General features: G+C 53.8%; 22 protein-coding genes. 15 read left to right on the top strand and 7 right to left on the bottom strand.

Translation table 11 applies throughout. From position 1 onward, the window contains the following. The first annotated feature begins 16 nt into the window (after positions 1-16). Positions 17-418: a peptidoglycan-binding domain-containing protein gene (locus KO508_RS18465; RefSeq protein ID WP_216009820.1), complete on the top strand. Its 402-nt coding sequence runs from the start codon at positions 17-19 to the stop codon at positions 416-418. Positions 419-488: 70 nt separating this feature from the next. Here the strand turns inward: KO508_RS18465 and ilvD are convergent, their stop codons facing one another. After that, positions 489-2,324: a dihydroxy-acid dehydratase gene (gene ilvD, locus KO508_RS18460; RefSeq protein WP_216009717.1), complete on the bottom strand. Its 1,836-nt coding sequence runs from the start codon at positions 2,322-2,324 to the stop codon at positions 489-491. Positions 2,325-2,501: 177 nt separating this feature from the next. Here ilvD and KO508_RS18455 point away from each other — a divergent pair, with 177 nt between their 5' ends. Together KO508_RS18455 and KO508_RS18450 are read left to right on the top strand one after the other, a co-directional pair. Further along, positions 2,502-3,758: an HDOD domain-containing protein gene (locus KO508_RS18455; RefSeq protein WP_216009716.1), complete on the top strand. Its 1,257-nt coding sequence runs from the start codon at positions 2,502-2,504 to the stop codon at positions 3,756-3,758. Then, the gene (locus KO508_RS18450) at positions 3,755-4,333 is read left to right on the top strand and encodes an LON peptidase substrate-binding domain-containing protein (protein ID WP_216009715.1); all 579 of its coding nucleotides are present in this window, start codon (positions 3,755-3,757) and stop codon (positions 4,331-4,333) included. Before KO508_RS18455 ends, KO508_RS18450 begins: the two co-directional genes overlap by 4 nt. Positions 4,334-4,339: 6 nt before the next feature. On the opposite strand, the gene KO508_RS18445 is transcribed toward KO508_RS18450, so the two are convergent. The 3 genes from KO508_RS18445 to KO508_RS18435 are packed head-to-tail and all read right to left on the bottom strand — an operon-like array spanning position 4,340 to position 7,796. Further along, positions 4,340-5,791, bottom strand: a complete 1,452-nt coding sequence (locus KO508_RS18445) for a bifunctional DedA family/phosphatase PAP2 family protein (protein ID WP_216009714.1) — start codon at positions 5,789-5,791, stop codon at positions 4,340-4,342. After that, positions 5,788-6,786 carry a GGDEF domain-containing protein gene (locus KO508_RS18440; protein ID WP_216009713.1) on the bottom strand — a complete coding sequence of 333 codons (999 nt, stop codon included), beginning with the start codon at positions 6,784-6,786 and terminating at the stop codon, positions 5,788-5,790. The genes KO508_RS18445 and KO508_RS18440 overlap by 4 nt, the downstream gene beginning before the upstream one ends. Next, complete coding sequence (locus KO508_RS18435; protein ID WP_216009712.1) at positions 6,783-7,796, bottom strand: GGDEF domain-containing protein; 1,014 nt, start codon at positions 7,794-7,796, stop codon at positions 6,783-6,785. The genes KO508_RS18440 and KO508_RS18435 overlap by 4 nt, the downstream gene beginning before the upstream one ends. A 134-nt stretch (positions 7,797-7,930) precedes the next feature. Between KO508_RS18435 and KO508_RS18430 the strand changes: the two genes are divergently transcribed. From KO508_RS18430 to lipB, 10 genes are all read left to right on the top strand, one after another. Next, positions 7,931-9,187 (top strand): glutamate-5-semialdehyde dehydrogenase, encoded by a 1,257-nt coding sequence (locus tag KO508_RS18430; protein WP_216009711.1) that lies wholly within the window; start codon positions 7,931-7,933, stop codon positions 9,185-9,187. Between the two features lie 5 nt (positions 9,188-9,192). After that, positions 9,193-9,843, top strand: a complete 651-nt coding sequence (gene nadD / locus KO508_RS18425) for a nicotinate-nucleotide adenylyltransferase (protein WP_216009710.1) — start codon at positions 9,193-9,195, stop codon at positions 9,841-9,843. A gap of 70 nt (positions 9,844-9,913) precedes the next feature. After that, positions 9,914-10,264, top strand: a complete 351-nt coding sequence (gene rsfS, locus KO508_RS18420; RefSeq protein ID WP_216009709.1) for a ribosome silencing factor — start codon at positions 9,914-9,916, stop codon at positions 10,262-10,264. A gap of 2 nt (positions 10,265-10,266) precedes the next feature. Continuing rightward, positions 10,267-10,737, top strand: a complete 471-nt coding sequence (gene rlmH / locus KO508_RS18415) for a 23S rRNA (pseudouridine(1915)-N(3))-methyltransferase RlmH (RefSeq protein WP_216009708.1) — start codon at positions 10,267-10,269, stop codon at positions 10,735-10,737. Positions 10,738-10,746: 9 nt separating this feature from the next. Next, positions 10,747-12,645: a penicillin-binding protein 2 gene (mrdA, locus tag KO508_RS18410; protein ID WP_216009707.1), complete on the top strand. Its 1,899-nt coding sequence runs from the start codon at positions 10,747-10,749 to the stop codon at positions 12,643-12,645. After that, entirely contained in the window at positions 12,645-13,787 is a 1,143-nt protein-coding gene (gene rodA / locus KO508_RS18405) for a rod shape-determining protein RodA (RefSeq protein WP_216009706.1), read from the top strand. Before mrdA ends, rodA begins: the two co-directional genes overlap by 1 nt. Before the next feature lie 104 nt (positions 13,788-13,891). After that, the gene (locus KO508_RS18400) at positions 13,892-14,791 is read left to right on the top strand and encodes a septal ring lytic transglycosylase RlpA family protein (protein ID WP_216009705.1); all 900 of its coding nucleotides are present in this window, start codon (positions 13,892-13,894) and stop codon (positions 14,789-14,791) included. A gap of 48 nt (positions 14,792-14,839) precedes the next feature. Beyond that, a complete protein-coding gene (locus tag KO508_RS18395) occupies positions 14,840-16,021 on the top strand; it encodes a D-alanyl-D-alanine carboxypeptidase family protein (RefSeq protein WP_216009704.1) in 1,182 nt (393 codons plus the stop codon). 27 nt (positions 16,022-16,048) lie between these two features. After that, a complete protein-coding gene (locus tag KO508_RS18390) occupies positions 16,049-16,318 on the top strand; it encodes an HP0495 family protein (RefSeq protein ID WP_216009703.1) in 270 nt (89 codons plus the stop codon). 5 nt (positions 16,319-16,323) lie between these two features. Continuing rightward, positions 16,324-16,968 (top strand): lipoyl(octanoyl) transferase LipB, encoded by a 645-nt coding sequence (gene lipB, locus KO508_RS18385; RefSeq protein ID WP_216009702.1) that lies wholly within the window; start codon positions 16,324-16,326, stop codon positions 16,966-16,968. Here the strand turns inward: lipB and KO508_RS18380 are convergent. Then, a complete protein-coding gene (locus KO508_RS18380; RefSeq protein WP_216009701.1) occupies positions 16,965-18,056 on the bottom strand; it encodes a GGDEF domain-containing protein in 1,092 nt (363 codons plus the stop codon). The genes lipB and KO508_RS18380 overlap by 4 nt on opposite strands. Before the next feature lie 348 nt (positions 18,057-18,404). Here KO508_RS18380 and KO508_RS18375 point away from each other — a divergent pair, with 348 nt between their 5' ends. After that, a complete protein-coding gene (locus tag KO508_RS18375) occupies positions 18,405-19,850 on the top strand; it encodes an ABC1 kinase family protein (RefSeq protein ID WP_216009700.1) in 1,446 nt (481 codons plus the stop codon). On the opposite strand, the gene KO508_RS18370 is transcribed toward KO508_RS18375, so the two are convergent. Then, the gene (locus KO508_RS18370) at positions 19,790-20,233 is read right to left on the bottom strand and encodes a YqaA family protein (RefSeq protein ID WP_200367569.1); all 444 of its coding nucleotides are present in this window, start codon (positions 20,231-20,233) and stop codon (positions 19,790-19,792) included. The genes KO508_RS18375 and KO508_RS18370 overlap by 61 nt on opposite strands. A 194-nt stretch (positions 20,234-20,427) precedes the next feature. On the opposite strand from KO508_RS18370, the gene KO508_RS18365 reads away from it, so the two are divergent. Further along, positions 20,428-20,682 carry a GrxA family glutaredoxin gene (locus KO508_RS18365; protein WP_216009699.1) on the top strand — a complete coding sequence of 85 codons (255 nt, stop codon included), beginning with the start codon at positions 20,428-20,430 and terminating at the stop codon, positions 20,680-20,682. Between the two features lie 78 nt (positions 20,683-20,760). On the opposite strand, the gene KO508_RS18360 is transcribed toward KO508_RS18365, so the two are convergent. Continuing rightward, positions 20,761-22,023, bottom strand: coding sequence for a 6-phosphofructokinase (locus KO508_RS18360; RefSeq protein ID WP_216009698.1), 1,263 nt, complete (start codon positions 22,021-22,023; stop codon positions 20,761-20,763). Between the last annotated feature and the right edge of the window lie 20 nt (positions 22,024-22,043).

The following is a 22,043-nucleotide window of genomic DNA, read 5'->3' as shown; positions in this document are numbered from 1 at the left end:
AAAGCAGGTGAGTATTATGAAAAACACCATTGCCCGTTTGAGGCACATAGCGCTCGCATTCGGCGCTGCCGCATTACTAGGTTTCGCACCCGCCGCCTTCGCGGATGAAATTGTGGCGCTTAAAAATGCCCTTTACGGTGCAGGCTACGACATTACCAACGTGAACCCCGGCATGGACCCTGCCACTCGGTCGGAATTGACCCGTTTCCAGAAGGATAATGGACTGCAGGCAAACGGTATTCTCGATGAGGCCACCAAAAACGCACTCGGCTTGATTCGTATCGATATGGCTGCCGCCACAACCAGTGCTAGCCCTGCAAAAACGCAAACTGCAGCGCCTGAAAAGTCGGAGCCGGTTGAAGAAGAGGCAGTTGAAAAGGAAGAGGAAGAGGACGATGGTGGTTGGTCTTTCTTCTAAAACCAGCACCTTATAATAGAAAAGCCCACGCAGACTTCATCTGCGCGGGCTTTTTTAGTTAAGATCCAAGCTAGCCCAGCTTTTCCAAATCTCTTACCGCGCCTTTGTCGGCACTAGTGGCCAGCAGTGCGTATGCCTTTAGAGCAGCTGATACGGCGCGCGCTCTTGGTTGCTCAGGCTTCCAGCCTTTGGCGTCCCGTGCTTCGCGACGGCGATCCAGCTCTTGCTGGTCCAGTTGCACATTAATTGAGCGCTGGGGGATGTCGATCAAGATAGTATCGCCATTTTCGATCAGCCCGATTGCTCCACCAGCGGCAGCCTCGGGTGATGCGTGGCCGATGGAAAGCCCGGAAGTGCCGCCGGAGAAGCGTCCGTCGGTCAACAGTGCGCAGTCTTTACCCAGCCCTTTGGATTTCAGATAGCTTGTGGGGTAGAGCATTTCCTGCATGCCAGGGCCGCCCTTGGGGCCTTCGTAACGGATGATGACAACATCGCCAGGCGTGACTTGGTCATCCAGAATGCCAGCAACTGCAGCATCCTGACTTTCAAATACCTTAGCTTTACCCTCGAAAATAAAGATGCTCTCATCCACGCCAGCAGTCTTTACCACGCAACCGTCAACAGCGATATTGCCGTAGAGAACGGCAAGGCCGCCCTCGGAACTGTATGCGTGTTCAACAGAGCGGATGCAACCTGCTTCGCGGTCGCCGTCGAGGCTAGGCCAGCGCGTACTTTGGCTGAACGCTGTCTGGGTAGGGATGCCGGCTGGCCCGGCTTTATAAAACGCCACAACCTCGGGGGACGGGGAGCGCATAATATCCCAGATTTGCAGGGCCTCTTTCATGGTTTTGCTGTGCACAGTTGGCAGGTCTGTATTGATCAAGCCGCCACGTTCAAGCTCACCAAGAATGCCCATAATGCCACCGGCGCGGTGTACGTCTTCCATGTGGTACTTCGGCGAGTTTGGCGCCACTTTACACAACTGGGGAACTTTGCGGGAAAGCTGGTCAATCTCGTTCAAAGTAAACGGAACGCCGCCCTCCTGAGCCGCTGCGAGCAGGTGCAGTATGGTATTGGTGGAGCCGCCCATGGCGATATCCATAACCATAGCGTTCTCGAAGGCAGCCATGGAAGCGATGCTCCGGGGCAACACACTGGCGTCGTTTTGTTCGTAATACCGTTTTGCATTCTCCACAATCTGGCGGCCGGCTCTCAGGAACAGTTGCTCGCGGTCGGCGTGGGTAGCCAGCATAGAACCATTTCCGGGCAGGGCTAGGCCAATGGCCTCCGCCAAACAGTTCATTGAGTTGGCGGTGAACATGCCGGAGCATGATCCGCAGGTCGGGCAGGCGCTGCGCTCGTATTCCGCAACCATTTCATCGTCTGCAGTTGGGTCTGCAGCAATGACCATGGCATCTACCAAGTCCAGCTTGTGCTCGGACAGTTTGGTTTTGCCGGCCTCCATAGGGCCGCCGGATACGAAAATGGCGGGGATGTTCAGGCGCATGGCTGCCATCAGCATGCCCGGTGTGATTTTGTCGCAGTTCGAGATGCACACCAGAGCGTCGGCACAATGGGCATTGGCCATGTACTCTACAGAGTCGGCGATGATTTCACGGGAGGGCAGGGAGTACAGCATGCCGTCGTGGCCCATGGCGATGCCATCGTCTACCGCAATGGTGTTGAACTCTTTGGCCACGCCGCCAGCAGCTTCGATCTCGCGACAAACAAGTTGCCCGAGATCTTTGAGGTGAACGTGTCCGGGCACAAACTGTGTGAAGGAATTGGCAACCGCTATAATCGGCTTGCCGAAATCACCGTCATTCATGCCGGTGGCGCGCCAGAGGGCGCGGGCGCCAGCCATGTTACGGCCTGCGGTGGAAGTCCGCGAACGATACTGAGGCATGGTGTTCTGGTCTCTCTGTAAAGGTACTGGGTAAGGGTGCTTAGTGATTGCTAATGAAGGGACAAAGTCTACCAGATTAGACATCAAGCGCATGGCTGTTTTGCTGTGCCGTGGTTACAATAGTTAACAGATGCGATAAATCAATGCCTCGCAGTGACACAATTAAGGAGTTTGCCTATGGCTAGCCAGGAAAGCCTGCCGCTACGCCGCCTGAAAGAGTTTCAACCGTTGAACCGGCTGACTGATGAGCAACTGGTGGTGCTGGCCAGCCGTGCAGAGCGCCGGACCCATGGGCCGGGCCAGCGCGTGCTAGAGCGCGGCGTGCGTGACGGTCTGGATTATTTTTTGGTAACCGGAAAGGTCGAGTTGGAATCAGTGGATGGTCGCAAGTCGGTCATTGAGGCGGAAACCGAACAGGCTTTGAATCCCATCGCCAGGCTGCAGCCAAGAATGTACGACGTTACGGCTGTGAAGCCCTGCGAGTTTCTTGTGGTTGAACAAGATGTGCTCAACCAGCTTCTGCGCACCGCTCCGGTTGCGCAGGTAGAAATGGACGCCGGGGAAAGTCAGGCGGGAGGTGAAAGCGAGGAACACCACCTTTTGATGGAGTTTTATGCGGAGTTGCGCTCCAACCAGCTAAAGCTACCCAGCGTTCCCGATGTGGCATGGAAAGTTCGGCGTTTGGTTGATAAAGAAGACACCACCGCAGAACAGGTAGCCAGTGCAGTGTCGGCTGACCCTGCCATGGCGGCCAAACTGGTACGAGCCTGTAACAGTCCGTTGTATCGAGGCTTCAGCGATGTGCGCAATGTTCGTGAGACGGTTGTGCGACTTGGTATGCGCACGACTCGCCAGTTGGTAACCGTATTTTCAATGCGGGAGGTGTTCAAAAGTCGACACCCCTCCTTGCAAAAAGAAATGGAAAACCTCTGGCGGCACTCCAGAGAGGTAGCAGCGCTTTGCTGGGTGTTGGCAGACCATGCAACCCGCCTGAACCCGGAAGAGGCACTTCTGGCAGGCTTGCTTCACGATATCGGCGTGGTTCCGGTTTTGGTGCAGGCAGAGCATCACGTAAATTTGTTTGCTGATGAGGCTAATTTACAAAATGCCATCAAAGAGTTGCGATCTGATGTAGGTACTGCCGTTCTGGAAAGTTGGTCGTTCCCGAAGCCGTTTGTTGAAGCTGTGCGCTATGCGGAAGACTGGAATCACGAAAGTCGGGAAGCAGAGTCTCAGCTGGTTGATGTAGTTATTGTGGCGCAACTGCACGCCATGATTGGCTCCAGCCAGAACGAAGGCTTGCCCTCGTTCGACGAGGTACCGGCTTACCGTAGACTTGGAAACCTTGAGTTGAATGCATCACGCAGCCTTGAGGTGCTGACCGAGGCGCGGGCTCGTGTAGACGAAGTACAAAAGCTGTTGTCGATTCGATGAAAGTTCCTGTTTTTCCTCTCAACTCGGTTGTGTTGCCGGGAGGGAGAGTGCCGTTACAGCTGTTCGAACCGCGTTACCTAGATATGCTGACTCGCTGCCTGAAGGAGGATCAAGGATTTGTGATCACCCTGCTTCAAAACGGTTCGGAAGCAGGCCGCGTGGCATCGTTCCAAGAGACGGGTACCTATGTGCGCATCATAGATTTTCAGCAACTGGATAACGGGCTGCTGGGAATTACGGTAGAAGGCGATGCCAAGGTCTATATCACCCAAAGCTGGCAGCAGGATGACGGGTTGAATATGGGCGAGGTGGAGTTTTTGCCGGTCGAACAGCGGGCGGAAATCCCCGCTGTGTTTCACGAGCTGCCTTCTGTGGTGCGCGCTCTGTTTCGGCACCCGGTAATCGATGAGCTGGGCATGACTGTCGATTACGAGGATGCCCGCGATGTTGGTTGGAGACTGACTGAACTATTACCTTTGGACAAGCTGGAGAAGCAGCAGCTTTTGGAAATGCAGGATCCAGTGGCGCGTCTCAGCCGCCTGCAAGAACTGCTTGAGGCCCTCGAAGAAGGTTGAAGGCCGTTACGACGTGAGTGCGTAATGTTGGATGGCCTCCGGCCACAGAACCCAGACGTAGCCACCACAGAAGGCCAGCCATATTAGAGCGGCGGAAACGGTCAGAACATCCGGTGCAATGGGTACGCGGTCGAAACGGCTGAAGCTGGCTCTTGTTACGCCGGTGATTGCCAGTCCCAGCAGTAACCCTCCCACAATATCGCTAAACCAGTGCACGCCCAGATACAGTCGGCTAAGAGCGACGGGGATTAGGGGTAGCGAGACTAGCATGTAAGTTTGCCAGCGTTTGCTGTTGTGGGTTTCAGCTGCCACAAAACTGGCGAGCAGGGTCACGAATACAGTAATGCCTGCGGTGTGGCCACTGGGAAAGGAGCCCGATGATGGTGGGTTGACCACCTGATCGGGGCGATCAATGCCAAAGGCGGCTTTTAGGATCGTTACCAGCACCGCTGTTATAACCGCTGCCAGCAAAATGTGAATGGCGGCCGCATAATGGCCGCGGAACGCCAGAGCGAGACACGCCAGCACCGCGGCGGCTGTCAACACGGGCGGGTCGCCAAGAAGCGTTGCGACAATGGCAGGTGCGTCAAGCAAGGGTTGGCGTAAGTCACTGAACCACTGCATCACTAGTTGATCGAAAGGCTCGATAACGTCGGTCATGGTTGCTAATTGGCCCCAAAGAATAAACAGCGCGAGTGTGCCAAGGGCAAGCATTAGCGAAGCAAGCGGGAATTCACTCGCTTGTGCAGGGCGTTCATTGGAATACAGGCGCCAGAAACGATGGGTGGTTTCGTACTGCGCCATGCGCTGTTTCAGCCAAATATAGACGCGGCTGTTATCGCCAAGGCCAAGCTGAAAACGAAACATAACAAGGTAGATGGCCGCCAGAGTAGCGATGCTGACAGCCGTCACCAGATACGCGTGGGCCGGAAGCTGAACTTTGCTCGATAGTGCGCTGCCCACCAGAAAGCCCGGCAGAATGTAGGCGGGCGCCCAGGCAATGGCTGATCCGATATTAAAGGCCAGAAAGCGTCGCCAGGACATCATTAAAGCGCCAGCAATTAAGGGGATCACTGGCCGGACCGGCCCCACAAAGCGGCCAATGATGATGCTCTTGCCACCGTGCCTATGAAAAAAACGCTCGCCTTTGACGATGAGTTTGGGATAACGGCTCAGGGGCCACACGCTGTTTAGTCTGCCTTGAAAAAGCCTGCCGATCGCAAAACTCAGAGTGTCTCCAGCAATAGCTCCCATACCCGCCCATAGCAATACGGCCATTAAGGGCGTTCCAGTTTGTGCGGCCAATACAGCAATGGCGAAAAGGAGGGCAACGCCGGGCACGATGATGCCGGCAATTGCCAGAGACTCTATAAAGGCGGTGCTGAATAGCGCAAGAGACAACCAGCCGGGATGGGCACTCAACCATGCAGTTAGTTCTGTAAGCCAGGCGTTGCTCATGTCCGGAGAGTTTCTCCTGGGCTGAACCAGGCCGAGTCCGCGCCTCGCCTGCGAGCTTCCAGCATAGCTTGATGCGCGCGCTTGCGCAGGGTATCTGTGCGGGTGTCACTGGTGCCTCTAGTGGTGCAACCAAGACTTACAGTTGCCTTGCCAATCAATGGCCAGTGATTTTCGGATATGGTACGCCTGATACGCTCTGAAATCACCCGCACGCCCTCCTCCGGAGTGAAGGGTAGGATAAGGAAAAACTCGGAGTTATTGAGGGTGTAAAGGGTGTCCCCGGCACGAATCAGTCCAAAGAGGTGCTGGGTCATGTCGTGAAATAGCGCCTGCATGCCAGACTCCCCATGGAGATCTGCGGCTTCGTCGGCATAATCGATAGTGAGGTTAATGACTGATAGGCTGTGACCCGTGGTAATGGCACGGCTAATTTCTTTTTGCAGTGTTTCGTCAAGAAACCGGGCGTTGTGGGCGCCCGTAACGGGATCGGTAATGGCAAGGTCTTCAGCCGACTGCGCCATATGGTCGTACTGCCATATATAGAGCGCCCCAACGGTTAGCACGATGAATAGCCCGCTTAAAGCGGTGATGGCATCTGTTGGCGACTGCTTTACAAAGAGCAGAATTGCCATAGGGGAGAGCAGAAGCAATGAGAGCATTAGCGCGTGGCGCAGAGGCAGAATAAGCAAGTTAAGCACTAACAGCGGCATGGCCCAATGGGTAATGCCTGTCGTGTCCATGGTCAGCATGGCCGCCATAAGACCAGCGTTCAGGCCAGTTAGAATGATCAGGTGGCCGGGCGCCGAAAGCTGGTGTCTGCGGCTAAGGAACGTATACGCAAGGCCGCCAAGTGTTAGCGTGGCCATGCCCGCTGCAAGGTAGAAAAGGTCATAGAAACCATAGCGGAGATTTTGTAGCGCCAATGTAAAAATAAACAAGGTCGCAAGGCCATAGCCAGCGCTATGAGTCCAGGTTCTCAGGCGGGTTTCTGTCATGGCGCAGGCCCCTCCATACGTTGCTGGGGCGGCGTAACAGGTGCCCAAGTGCTATAGGCTTGAGTTCGGTTTCCGCCCTGCAGCTGTGCACGGCGCAATGCGTTAGCGGCGCTTTGTTGCAGGCTGTCGGCGTCGTCACCAATATTCAGCCCGGCGATACCGGTGCTAACCGTTAGGTTCATGCCGTGGGTTTCGAGCAAGGTGCCAAGCCCTTTGCGGATTGTTTCGGCTCTGGTGATGGCTTCTTGCGTTGCGATTCCGGGAAGTATTACCAGAAACTGCAGGTCTGCCGCCCGGTAGTATGTGTCGAAGTCCCTAAGTTGAGAATGTAGGAAGCGTCCGATTCGCGGAAGAATGGAGCGTATATCTTCATCCGGGTCATTGTCGCTGGCGTGGGTATCAAGGCCTATCATGATTACGGACATGTCTGTGCCCTCGCGCTCGCTTCGCTGGATTTCCTTGTGTAAGTCGGCAGATAGGTATTCCCGGCTGGCCGCTTGGGTGAGTTCGTCTGTGCGCCTTAAGGGTGCAAGCTGTCGGGTTTTGTATTCGCGCAGGAATATGAGTACAGCAGAAAGCAGTATGGTAAGTAGCAATGCGCTGACCATCTGGTGCCGGTCGGCTATACCTTCGGCCCAATGGGCTGCTGCCATGGCAAGAACGACGATTACTACAGTTATTAGAGTTGCAAGGCTTCGGGGTAGGAGAGCGAACACTACCAGTGCCAAACCGTATAGCCAGTGGCTAAGCGCCCAAGGGCCGGTCCAGAAGCTGGTTAGCAGCAGTAGTATCAGTGTTGCGAGAAATAATTTTTGAACCACTGGCCACGGGCGTAGCTCTCGTCCCGGGTGAAAGCTACGCCCGCTGACAACGACACCGGCCGCCACTGCGGCGGTTGTCGCAGTGAGGGGTTCGCCTAGCACGGCACACAAGGCTGCAATACCCACAAGTACAGCAAGGCTGGCGCGTGATAACCGGTTTAGCAAAAACTTGTCGGCCGTATGGGCCATGGTATTCGTCCTTTTCCGGAGTTCCCGTTGTACCACAGCAGTATAATATCTGTTTGGGGTGCGTACTTGAAACGGGAAAGGTAAAGTTAGGGCCTGATTCCTGAATTCTGGCAGAAAATACATAAGGTAAAGGGATGGATATTGCAGCTTATATGGCCGAAGTCGGTCAGCAGGCCCGGGCAGCGGCGACACTCATTGCCCGTTCTACAACAGACGTGCGAAATCGAGCGCTATTGGCGACCGCCGAAGCCTTGGACGCCGCACGCGGTGAACTGGCAAAGGCAAATGCCCGCGATCTTGCCAGCGGGCAGGCAAGCGGTTTGGCTGCTGCCATGCTGGACCGGCTTGAGCTAACGCCCGCGCGCGTGGACGCGATGATTGAGGGGTTGCGCCAGGTTGCCTCTTTGCCGGACCCTATCGGCGCAATTACGGATATGACCTACCGTCCCTCCGGCATTCAAGTGGGCAAAATGCGTGTGCCTTTGGGTGTTATTGGCATTATCTACGAATCTCGCCCAAATGTGACGGTTGAGGCTGCCAGTCTTTGTCTTAAATCCGGCAATGCAACGATTTTGCGGGGTGGTTCTGAGTCCATTCACTCCAATCAGGCCATTGCTTTGTGTCTCGCTCGAGGTCTTGCAGAGGTCGGGCTACCGGAATCTGCGGTACAAGTGATTAACACCACCGACCGAGCTGCGGTGGGCGAATTGATTACCATGCCAGACTATGTGGATGTCATCGTGCCTAGAGGTGGAAAGGGCTTGATCGAGCGTATTAGTCGAGATGCTCGTGTGCCGGTTATCAAGCATCTTGACGGCGTATGCCATGTTTACATCGACAGCCATGCCGATCCTGAAAAAGCATTAAACGTTGCGGTGAATGCGAAAACCCATCGGTACGGCACCTGTAATACTATGGAGACCCTGTTAGTAGACGCAGAAGTTGCGGCGGATATCCTGCCACTGCTCGGTGATGCTTTTGCCAAAAAAGGCGTTGAACTGCGCGGATGCGAGCAGACTCAAGCAATTCTTGCGGATGTAACAGCTGCTACAGAAGCAGATTGGAGTGAGGAATATTTGGCGCCGGTTTTGGCTATTCGTGTGGTGGATGGGCTGGATGGGGCTATCGGACATATTAATCGTTACAGCTCCCAACATACTGACAGCATTATCACCGAGAACTATACCCGTGCCCGGCGATTTATTACCGAAGTGGATTCGAGTTCGGTAATGGTGAATGCCTCTACCCGCTTTGCTGATGGCTTCGAGTATGGCCTTGGTGCTGAAATTGGTATCTCCACCGACAAAATACACGCTCGTGGACCGGTGGGGCTTGAGGGGTTAACGTCGCAAAAATACGTTGTGTTTGGCGACGGCCACATCCGGAATTGACGCTGATGCACGTAGTTTATGGCGGTACCTTTGACCCAGTGCATCATGGCCATCTGCGTCTTGCGCTGGAAGTCAGCGAGTGCCTTGGAAATGTACCGGTCAGTCTGATGCCGTGCCACATTCCCCCCCATCGCGGCGAGACAGGCGCAACGGCTGAGCAGCGGCTGCGTTTGCTGGAACTGGCGATTGCCGGCGAGCCCGAGCTGCGCATTGATGATCGCGAACTGCAGCGGGGAGGTGCTTCCTATACAGCGGATACCTTGCGCCAGTTGCGCAGTGAGCTAGGTGTAGATGTGCCGCTAACGATAGTTTTGGGTACCGATGCCTTTGCGGGTCTTGACCGATGGAAGGAGTGGCAACAAATTCCGGAACTGGCCCATATCATTGTGGTGCAGCGTCCCGGCATCATACTCAACCCTGAAGGCGAGCCAGCTAGATTGTTAGCGAAGAGCGCTGTTGATAGTGCTAGCGCGCTTCACGGCTGCGCGGCGGGACGCGTTCTAGAGCTCAACCCGCCTTGGCTCGATATCTCTGCCACCGGTATTCGGGACCGTATCAGCCTTGGCCAATCGCCGCGTTATCTAGCGCCCGATTCGGTTCTGGCGGAGATTCAACACATGGGGCTTTACGGGGCATGCCCTGCGAAGAACTTTTAGTGTTACAATCGCGATCGAATATGACTTTTCGGGTGGCCATTCCGGCCGGCACCCGGACAACAGGGAAATTATGCAGGCAGAGCAACTCAAAGATCTGATAGTGAATGCACTTGAAGATGTGAAAGCACAGGATATCAGCGTTATTGATGTACGGGATCGCACCAGCGTTACCGACTTCATGGTTCTGGCGTCCGGAACATCCAACCGCCACGTTAGATCCCTTGCGGATTCGGTTGTCGTAGACGCCAAAGAGAAGGGCGTTCGTGTCAGCAGCGTAGAAGGTGGCGGCGGCAGTGACTGGATTCTGGTGGATATGGGCGACGTGATTGTGCACGTAATGTTACCCGCCACCCGAGAGTTTTATGATCTGGAGCGCTTCTGGCGTGACGCACCGGATGTCGGTGCTGCGGGCAGCGAGTAATCATGCGGCTGCGCTTGATCTGTGTTGGGCAGAAGATGCCCGACTGGGTCAGCAGGGGCTACGACGATTACGCGCGTCGCATGCCTCCGGAAATGCCTATTGAGCTGGTAGAAATTGCCATGCCCCATCGTGGCAAAAATCCTGATATCGCGCGGTTGATGCAGCGCGAAAGTGACGCGGTACTGGCTGCAGCTGGCGCCAAAGACAGGGTTGTCGCGCTAGAAGTGACAGGCCGCCCTTGGTCTACAGAAAAGCTGGCAAGCCAGTTGGAAAACTGGCAGCAAGACGGTCGGGATGTAAGCTTCCTTGTGGGTGGCCCCGACGGATTGGCAGAACCCTGTCGCCAGCGTGCAGATCAGCAATGGTCGCTTTCCCCTCTTACCTTGCCCCACCCTCTGGTTCGGATACTGCTAGCAGAGCAGCTTTACAGAGCCTGGTCAATTACCCGTAACCACCCGTATCACCGGGCTTAGGAAGCATCCATGCCGTGGGGTGAATTCAAGGATACTGCAGCCGAGCGCAGGCTGTTCCAGCGCCGTGCCACCGTAGCGCTGGTATTCGTGTTCTTACTTCTGGCAGGGCTCGTGGCTCGCATGTACCAGCTGCAGGTGGTCGAGCACGATATTTACAGCACTCTCTCCGATAGAAACCGGGTACAAGTTCAGTCTGTGCCGCCTCCCCGTGGGCTTGTTTACGATCGCAATCAGGTTTTATTGGCGGAAAACCGCCCCGTCTTTAGTGTAACCCTTGTGCCAGAGCGGGTTGGTGATGTGGATGCCACGCTGCAGCAACTTGTAAGTGTTCTCGACGTGTCTGATGAGGACTTGGAGCGGTTTCAACGCCGCTTGCGCGAGCCTCGTCGCCCGTTTCAGGAAATACCGCTGCGATACGACCTAACAGAAGACGAGATTGCGCGCTTGGCGGTGCTCAGGCATGAGCTACCAGGCGTGGAAGTAGAGGCAGAGCTGGTAAGGTATTACCCTCACAGTGAACTGACGGCCCATGCTCTTGGTTTTGTTGGCAGGATTAATCGCGAAGAATTGCAGCGCATTGATTCGGTCAACTACGCAGGCACCAATTATATCGGGAAGTCTGGAGTAGAACGTTTTTACGAAGAATTGCTGCACGGAAAAGTTGGTTACCAGCATGTAGAAACCAATGCCCGAGGGCGCACCCTCCGAGTGCTTGACCGGGAAAACCCAGTGCCCGGCGAAGACCTTCAGCTGCATTTAGATTTGCGTTTGCAGAATCGCGCCCACGAACTCCTCGACGGTCGCCGAGGTGCTATTGTAGCTATCGAGCCCGCAACAGGTGGCATACTCGCCCTAGCCAGCGTGCCCGGTTTCGATGCCAACAAGTTTGTAACCGGAATCAGTGTTCCGGACTATCGTGAATTGAGTGATAGTAAAGATAAACCCTTGTTTAACCGCGCTCTGCGAGGCCAATACCCGCCAGGGTCCACACTCAAGCCCATGTTGGCCATTGCGGCCCTTGATAGCGGTGCTGTAACACGAGACCACTCTGTTTGGGATCCGGGCTACTACCAGATTAACTCTACAGGTCGTCGTTGGCGAGACTGGAAGCGGGGCGGTCATGGCTGGGTTGATCTGACCCATGCAATGGCGCAGTCATGTGATGTCTACTTCTATGAAGCGGCAGTAGAAATGGGTGTAGATACGATGGTCAGTTATTTATCCCGCTTCGGTTTTGGTGAAGATGCCACGTTGGATGTATCCGGAGCCTTGAGCGGTCTTTTGCCGTCGCCGGACTGGAAACGTGCGACACGGAATGAACCCTGGTACCCGGGCGATACGGTTAATTTGGGTATCGGTCAGGGGTTTATGCTGTCCACGCCCTTACAACTCGCCACAGCCACAGCACTTATCGCTAATCGGGGCGAATGGGTTGAGCCGCGACTGCTTAAAGACATTCAAGGAGATAGGTCACGAGATGATTTTCTTCCGGATGAAACTCACGAGCCTTTAAAGTTGAAAGACCCCGGCAACTGGGAATACATAGCGGATGCCATGGCGGAAGTAATGCACGGTGTTAAAGGCACAGCCCGTCGAGTGGGCAGGGGTGCGTCATACCGAATGGCCGGAAAAACGGGTACGGCCCAAGTGTTTAGTCTTGCAGAAGATGAAGAGTACGATGCTGAAGAGGTGCGCGAGCGGTTACGTGATCATGCGCTCTTTGTTGGCTTTGCACCTTTGAAAAACCCACAAATTGCTGTCGCCGTTATTGTTGAAAACGGCGGTGGGGGCAGCAGTACTGCGGCCCCTGTGGCTCGGGAACTGTTTGACGCATGGCTACTGGAGTTTTCGGCTGTTGCAGATGGCCCTTCAATCAGTAAAGCCGACCCTACGATTGAGGCTCCTTAATGGCTACTCGGGAAGTGTTCAGCTCAACGGCCAGCAACCCTCTTGGTCGCCCGAGGGGGTTATGGTCAGCGCTGCATTTAGACCCTATTCTGCTGGTACTGCTTGTTGCCCTGGTTTCGGGCGGTTTGTTTGTGCTATACAGCGGCGCCGATCGAAACCTTGACGTGGTAAAAGCCCAGGGCGTGCGTTTTGGGATCGCTTTTGTTGTGATGTTGGTTTTCGCCCAACTTGATCCATCCGTATTTCGACGCTGGGCGCCTTGGCTTTATATTGTTGGTCTTGTCGGTTTGGTTGCCGTGTTGTTTGTGGGCGTTGGGGCGAAAGGTGCCCAGCGTTGGTTAGCCTTGCCTGGCTTGCCCCGTTTTCAGCCCTCGGAGCTGATGAAACTGGTGGTGCCCATGATGGCGGCTTGGTACCTGTCGCGGCATTTTTTGCCGCCAAAACTTTCTCGCATCGGCGTAGGGTTGGCAATTGTGCTCCTCCCCATGGTGCTGATCGTGAAGCAGCCCGATCTCGGAACTTCGCTCCTTGTTGGCATGGCCGGGCTCTTCGTGGTGTTTTTCGCGGGCATGAGCTGGAAACTGATCAGTGCGTTTTTGGTGATGGTATCTGTGGCGGCGCCGTTGATGTGGTTTTTCGGAATGCGTGAGTACCAGAAGCAGAGGGTGTTGACGCTGTTAGACCCCCAAAGCGACCCTTTAGGCGCAGGGTGGAATATTATTCAATCCAAGACTGCCATTGGCTCGGGCGGTGTCGATGGTAAAGGTTGGCTACAAGGCACCCAGTCGCACCTTGAGTTCCTGCCGGAAAGCCACACAGATTTCATTGTTGCGGTGCTGGCGGAGGAGTTCGGGTTTATAGGGGTTTTGATTCTGCTCAGCGTGTACTTCCTGATTATTTTGCGTTGCCTCTTTATCTCAGTGACCGCCCAAGACTCTTTCAGCCGACTCGTAGCGGGGGCGCTGACGATGACCTTTTTCATCTATGTGTTTGTCAATGTTGGCATGGTAAGTGGTTTGCTGCCGGTGGTCGGGGTACCTTTACCGCTAATTTCCTATGGTGGCACCTCAACCGTGACACTCATGGCGGCGTTTGGCATTTTGATGTCCATACACACCCATCGCAGGATGATCACCGCCTGATGTCAGGCCGGTAATGGTGATAGAGGTCGGTAACCCGTTACAATGATAGGTAGAGCCGTGTTTGTGTTTACCCTGTGGCCCGCATTTTAAAGGATATTCGGACGGTGATAGTAAATCGCTCAGGTTTTTTGCTGGCATTATTGGCGGTATTGGTACTGGCTGGCTGCGCCTCGGCGCCGGGCCCTGTCGAAACCGACCACTCTGCTCGCTATACGATTTCACAGGATAGGGCGCCCACCGGAAACTTCGATGTGTCTGGGTTGTCAGATGCCATACCCATGTATCAGGCCCAAGTTAAGGCGGGAAACAAGTCGCCTTATAGGGTTTTGGGAAAGCGCTACTCGGTAGTGGATAGCAATGACGGATATGTCGCTCGCGGTGTGGCAAGTTGGTACGGCGAAAAATTTCACGGCCACAAAACATCGAATGGCGAAACCTTCGATATGTACCAGATGTCTGCTGCCCATAAGTCTTTACGAATACCTAGTTATGCAAAAGTCACCAATCTGGACAATGGCCAATCTGTGATTGTTCGGGTTAATGACAGAGGGCCGTTTCACGGAGATCGACTGATCGATTTGTCCTACGCAGCGGCCAAGAAACTGGGTTATCAGTCACACGGAACAGCCAGAGTAGAAGTGGCAGCCATTACGGTGAAGCCAGACGGCAGCATGTTCCTTGCTGGCCAGCCTTTTGCTCTTGAAGGCCAGCCAACGAAACGATCAAGTCAAAATAATGTTGCAGTATATGGTGACCAGCGTGGTGGGCTGTTTGTTCAGCTTGGATCGTTCGGCAGCCGCTCCCCTGCAGAGAAACTGCAAGATCGTGCCAGAGGCGTACTTAGTAGTGAACCCGTGCGGGTGCGCTCTGTAGATACTGCGTCGGGGCGCTTTCACCGGGTGCAAGTAGGCCCTTTTCAGGATGAAGGAAGTGCGCGAGAAACGCAGAACCTTCTGGAAGCCCAAGGATTTTCACAATCAATTGTGCTGACCGACTCGCACTAGATGTTAGATCGCACATAAAAACACACTTAACGACGAATGAATGGACCCATGGCATTAAAATCAGTTTTCCGCTCACTCTCTTCTATTTCAGCATTTCTCGCTTTCATGCTGATGATCTCTGTGTCAGGCAAGGCAATTTCCCAGACAGTGCTGATTCCTTCTCCACCGCAGATCGCTGGTAGCTCTTATGTGCTTATGGACCCGAAAAGTGGCCGCATCATCATGGAGAGCAACAGCAATGAGCGCTTGCCACCCGCCAGCCTGACCAAAATGATGACAGCGTATATTGTTGAGCGGGAGCTTGATGAAGGCCGGATCAGTATGTCTGACATGGTCCCCATTAGTGTGAAGGCTTGGAAAACAGAGGGTTCCCGCACGTTTGTTAAAGAGGGGACCAGCGTCTCGGTCGAAGATCTTTTAAAAGGGGTGATTATTCAGTCCGGCAACGACGCATCTGTCGCGCTGGCGGAGTTTATTGCGGGCAGCGAGGGTGCGTTCGTTGATATTATGAACCAGCAGGCTCAACTGCTGGGCATGAAGGATACGCACTTTGAAAATGCTACGGGCTTGCCTGCTCCCGACCACTTCTCCACCGCCTACGATCTCGCTGTTTTGGCCCGTGCGATCATCAATGATTACCCGGAGAATTACCCGATCTACGCAGAGAAGCACTTTACCTACAACAATATTCGTCAACCAAATCGCAACAGCTTGCTGTGGCGTGATGACAGTGTCGATGGACTCAAAACGGGCCATACCGAGGAGGCAGGATACTGTCTGGTGGCTTCAGCAAAGCGTAATGATACCCGGTTTATTGCCACCGTTATGGGAACCAGCAGCTCTCAGGCTCGATCTCAAGAAATCCAGAAAATGCTCAACTACGGCTTTCGCTACTATGAGAGCGAGCGCTTGTTCCGTGCCGGTCAAGAACTGATTGAAGCCAAAGTGTGGGGTGGTCAGTCCGATAAGCTTTCTGTAGGCATGCTTGAAGATGCCTACGTAACGATTCCGCGAGGATCTCGTGACAGTCTTGAGTCTAGCGTAGAACTCGATTCGGTGATTAAAGCACCTGTGCGTGCTGGCGACGAACTGGGGCGGGTAAAGGTTTCGTTTAACGGTGAGGTGCTGATTGATCAGCCGGTACTCGCCCTGACCGAAGTGCCCGAGGGCGGTTTGTTCAAGCGCATTTGGGATTCCATCAAGCTGTTTTTTGTGCAGATGTTCCAATAAGGGCGAGTTGAGCCCGGGAGAAAAACTATGAGTGAGCCGGAAGCACCAAAAATCGAATTTCCCTGCGATTACGGCATCAAGGTTATTGGCGATGCTGCACCAGACTTTAAAGAGTTTGTGGTGACGGTTGTTGAGCGGCACGCTCCTGGAATAAAAGACGAAGATGTCTCCGTTAAAGACAGCAGGGAAGGCCGATTCTGCTCGGTTCGGCTGAACATTATGGCCACCGGCGAGCCTCAACTGAAGGCTCTGTTTGAAGAGCTCAAGGCCAGTGGCCGTGTACACATGGTGCTCTAAACGCAATGCCTGAATTGATTGTCAGATCATTGGGGCGGCAGCCCTATTTGGAAACCTGGGAGGCGATGAAAAGCTTCACGGCGCAAAGAGACGAGCATACCAGCGACGAACTCTGGTGCCTGGAGCATCCTCAAGTCTACACTCAGGGTCAGGCTGGCAAAGCAGAGCACATATTGGCGCCGGGCGATATCCCTGTGATTCAGGTGGACCGCGGAGGGCAGGTAACCTACCACGGCCCCGGCCAGTTGGTGGTTTACCTCATGATTGGCCTTACTCGTCGCAAGATAGGAGTGAGAGGTCTGGTTGATGTCATTGAGCAGGGTTTGGTTCGCACGCTTGCAGAACTTGGCATCACAGCAAGGCCTCGACCGGATGCGCCGGGTGTTTATGTCGGTGACGCAAAAATTGCCTCGCTAGGGTTGCGAGTTCGTCGTGGCTGCTCCTTCCATGGTTTGGCTTTGAATGTTGATATGAACATGGAGCCGTTCCGGCGAATCAATCCTTGCGGTTACGCAGGTCTGGCTATGTGCCAAATCCGCGATTTTGTGGCGCCTATAAGTATGGATGATATCGAAAAACGCCTGATAGCCCAGTTGGTTTCAGGGTTGGGCGATTCGTCGGTGAGTCACCGTAGTATTAGAGAGGGTTAAGACGTTTCTACATCTTGATGGGCGCAAACTCGGTTACGCCCTAGAGTCTTGGCACGGTAGAGGGCTTCGTCGGAACGCTGAAGAAGCTTGTCGATAGACTCAGCGCCTTTGATGCTTGCTACTCCGAGACTCGCTGTACAGTGCACAGCGCTTTGTTCAACTACGATGGCCTTTTTAGCAATCGCTTCACGGACTCGATTGGCAATCTGCACCGCTTCATCTTCTTCGGTTTCCGGGAGTAGCACCAGATACTCCTCACCGCCCCAGCGAGCAATGGTGTCTACCTTACGGCACTCCTCGCGCAATGTATCCGCTACCAAAACAATTAGTTCATCACCTACGTGGTGTCCGTAAGTGTCATTTACACTCTTGAACAGATCAATATCTGCCAATAGCACTGAGAATGGCCTCTCACTACGCAGATAGCGCTCATACTCTGCATCCAGTTGGTCCAAAGCTTCGCGCCGGTTTGCCAGCCCGGTAAGCGCGTCATGCTTGGCGGCATATTCGAACTCCTTGGCCATCGCCAGAAGGCCGAGCTTACTGCGCCGCCGGCTCCGGTCAAGGATGTAGCATGTGACCATCTCAAAACCTAGCGCCACCACCATAGTTATCCGAAAACTGGGGCTGTAGGGCAAGTCCAGTGATTGTTCGGCAAGTGGGCTAAACAACAGAATGACTCCCGTAAAACCCATGACACAGGTGCCGACGCCAACTCGTGCCTCGCTTATATAAAATACGATAGGTGGATAGGCAAAGAGCCAAATAATGGCTGAACCATCCTCCAAGGCGAAAATTGCCAGATAGCAGAACATAATGGTTGTTAGGACTATAAATGCTCTGCGCTGAAAGGTCTGATGGCCACATGCAACGTATACCAGCAGGTTACTGAGCATCAGTGTGGCAAACAATATGAGCAGAGCCGATGTAATATGCTCCCCCCGACCCATAGAGCGGAAGGCAAAAAATGCCAGCAATGGCACGGCGGCAATGCTCAGCCAGTTGATCAGGACCGGGACCGGTATTTCGCCTGATACCCGATACTGAGACAGCTTCTTAGCTGGAACCTTTGGTGCGATGTCTGGCATAGAGTGAGCCGGTTCTTTTGATAATAATCAGTATTTTGATTGCTCTTTGAACAATAGACCCTATTCAATGCAAGTGTTGTGTCAAAACGTAAAAGCATGGGCTAGAACCTGCCGAATGCCAGTAAATGACCTGACTTGTGAGTAGGGCTTGTGGTCAGGCGAACAGGTATAAACCGGTGGGCCTCGGCGAACAATGGCCGCCACGCCGCAGTATCTGAGTCGAATTGGAGAGGTCAGTTCACTGTCGTATCCGTATAATGACAGTGGTCACCCGCAGCTGTTAGGTTAAGAGATCAAATCAGAGATTAAGTCAGGGTTTTTAAATTCTCAGATTCGGACAGGTCATACATGTCATCCAAACGCTCAGGTAATTCAGTCTCCCGCATCAAAACAGGCAGCTTCGAACGCCGGCTGAGCCTTACTCGCGCGGGGCTCTTTGCCGGTACGCGTGTAGCATCGCACATGGCGACCAATTGGTTCAGCAGCAAAGATAAACGGGATGAGCGTCACCGCGCCATGCTATCCAGGCAGGCCCACCTTTTGGTTGATGAGTTGGGCAAACTCAAAGGCAGTGTGGTTAAAATCGGTCAGGTGATGGCGCTGTATGGTGAGCACTTCTTGCCTGAAGAGGTCACCGAAGCCTTGCATACTCTGGAAGACCAGACCACTTCGCTGGAGTGGTCGGCCATTGAACGTGTGCTCAAAGCCGAAATTGGCAGTGAGCAACTTGCCGAACTGGATATAGACCCCGAACCGATTGGTGCTGCTTCGTTGGGACAAGTGCACCGTGCAAAACGGCGTAGCGATGGTCTGGAGTTGGTGCTGAAAATTCAGTATCCCGGCGTTGCCGATGCGGTAGACAGCGATTTAAACGCGGTAGCTCAGCTACTTAGAGTAGCTCGATTGGTAAGCTTTGGGCCTGAGTTTGAGGATTGGCTGGAAGAGGTGCGGCAGATGATGCACCGGGAAGTAGACTACCGCCTTGAGGCCCGCACCACCGAGAAATTCCGGCAGATGCTTAAAGATGACCCTCGGTTTGTGGTTCCCCGGGTGCTAACAGAGTATTCCGGCGGGCAGGTGATTGCGTCTACCTACGAACATGGTCATTCCGTCAGCGCTGAGGTAGTTCGGGAATTATCGCTAGAACGCCGAAGCGCACTAGGAAAAGCTGCGCTGGAGCTCTTCTTTCGTGAGTTGTTTGAGTGGGGCGAAATCCAAACGGATCCCAATTTCGGCAATTACCGCATTCGCATTGCCGGAGAGGAAGGCAAAGACGTTGAGCACGATCGCATAGTGTTGCTGGATTTCGGTGCGGTACAGTCGTATTCGCGAGAGTTTCTCGACCCGGTTATCCAGATGATCCGTGCCTCATACGAAAACGATTTAGAGGCAGTGATCGATGGTGGCGTAAAGTTGCGCTTTATGAGTACCGATTGGCCTACAGAGGTGCTAGAGAAGTTTGGTCAGGTTTGTATGTCGGTTCTGGAGCCGCTATCCCATGATCATGAAAGCTGGCCAGACTACGCTGTTAACAGCAAAGGCCAATACCGCTGGAAGCAAAGCGATCTGCCTTCTAGGGTTGCCCGTCAGGCAGCACGGTCAGCCATAAGTCGTTACTTTCGAGTGCCGCCCAGTGAGTTTGTATTTCTAAACCGTAAACTTATTGGGGTGTATACCTTTATTGCCGTGCTGCATTCGGAGTTCAATGGTGAATCCGTGTTACGCAAATACCTCTACGGCGAGGGAGATGATAGGCCCGATGCTTCGGCAACCAGCCAGATCACAAAGGCGTAACGTATTCCCTTACCAATGCCCACTAGCACAATAAAGTTCAGCCAAGGCACGCGCATTACTCCCCCTACCAGCGTTAGCGCGTCGCCGCCTATGGGCAACCAGCCTAAAAGCAAAGACCATTGGCCGTAACGGTTAAAGCTGTTTCTCGCTTTGTGCAGTTGGGTCTCGCTAATCGGAAACCAACGTTTGTGCTTTAGACGGTCAATTTGCCTGCCAATAATACCGTTAACCACGGACCCCAAGGTGTTGCCCAACGTGGCCCAAACCCATAGCCACAGCATAGGGTAGCCCTGAACAACCAGTGTGCCTGTCAGTATTTCCGAATAGGCCGGCAGCAGTGTGGCCGCCGCAAACGAGGTCAGAAATAATGTCAGGTAAACCACAGAGTTCTCCTAGCGGTGATGGGGTGTTCCTCTTTTTTTCAGCTAAAGCCGCCTACGTATGTTCCGATACTATAGTGGGCATTCAAAGCTTCAATTTTCAATCTTGCTCAATCATGTCATCATGATTTTAAGAGTTTTAACACCCTTTTTTATAGCCCAAGATGTGTCTCGGGCTAAGTATTCCGGAGAGTTTTATGGAGCAGGTAACAATTTACGGTCGTTCAAGCTGCGGGTTTTGTGTGCGTGCAAGAAGTTTGTGCGAGTCTCGCAGCATGCCGTACACCTGGGTCGATATGATCGAGCATGACATGACCAAAGAAGACATTGCAGACAAGGTTGGTCGCCCGGTTTATACGGTTCCTCAGATCTTAGTGGGTGACAGGTACATCGGTGGCTACGACGAGTTTTCTAGCTATGTGCGTGAACTGGAGGCGGGGAAGGCCAACTAAGGCTCACCTTGAAATGAATATGAAAGGCCTTGTAGATAAATACAAGGCCTTCTGGTACGTAACGTAAAGCGAGCCTAATCAGAGCTGAAAATTGGTCTTCAGCTTCTTTTCTGTCAGGGTGTTCTTGAGTTTTGCAACCTTAGGCAGGCCATTTTCGAATGGCGGAAAGTTCTCGCCAGCAATGAGCGGTTCGAGATAGTCCCTGCACTCTCCTGTAATGCCAAAGCCGTCATCTGTGATGTAGTGAATAGGCATTTTCTTTTCCTGATTTGCCACTTCGCTTAGCGGGGCTTCACCAATTGACCAGACGTAAGGCTTTGTTTTTTCGCGAACAATAGTGGGCATGATCGCTTGCTTTCCTGCCAGTGCCATTTCTACCGCTGCCTTGCCAACGGCGTATGCCTGCTCAACGTCGGTGGCTGAGGCAATGTGCCTCGCGCTACGCTGCAGGTAGTCTGCAACGGCCCAGTGGTATTTGTGCCCAAGTGCCTGCCGAACCATATTCGCCAAAGCGGGTGCTACGCCACCCAACTGCGTGTGCCCAAAGGCATCTTTCGCGCCAGCATCCGCCAGAAAGCGGCCATCGTCGTACTGGGCGCCTTCAGATGCTACAACCACACAGTAGCCATATTCCTTCACGCAGAAATCGACTCGCGCTAGAAACGCCTCGCGATCAAACGGAATTTCCGGGAATAAAATAATGTGAGGCGGCTGGCCTTCGCCCTGACCCGCAAGCCCGCCAGAGGCCGCAATCCAGCCTGCATGACGGCCCATCACTTCTAAAACGAACACCTTTGTTGAAGTCTCGCACATGGACTTGATGTCTAGACTGGCTTCCAAAGTGGAGGTCGCAATGTACTTGGCGACGGAGCCAAAGCCCGGGCAGCAGTCGGTAAACGGTAGGTCGTTATCAACGGTTTTGGGAACGCCGATGCAGGTAATGGGGTAACCCATTTTATCGCCCATCTGAGAGACTTTATAGGCTGTATCCTGAGAGTCGCCACCACCGTTGTAGAAGAAGTAGCCGATATCGTGGGCACGGAATACTTCAATAAGACGCTCGTATTCCCGGCGATTTTCCGAGAAGTTTTTCAGCTTGTGACGGCAGGACCCAAAAGCACCGCCGGGAGTGTGGATCAACTCCTGAATGGCCTCATCACTCTCGAGGCTGGTATCAATCAGCTCCTCGTAAAGTGCACCCAGTATACCGTTGCGCCCGGCAAACACTTTGCCGATTTTGTCCGGATGCTTGCGTGCGGTCTGGATGACCCCGCAGGCACTGGCGTTGATGACGGCGGTAACACCGCCAGACTGAGCGTAGAATGCGTTCTTGATGGCCATCTCGGGATGGAACCTCCTGC

Source organism: Marinobacter salexigens (genome assembly GCF_018860765.1).
Classification (GTDB): domain Bacteria; phylum Pseudomonadota; class Gammaproteobacteria; order Pseudomonadales; family Oleiphilaceae; genus Marinobacter; species Marinobacter salexigens_A.
The sequence above is the reverse complement of the archived record's forward strand: the minus strand, read 5'-3'. Positions and strand labels throughout refer to the sequence as shown.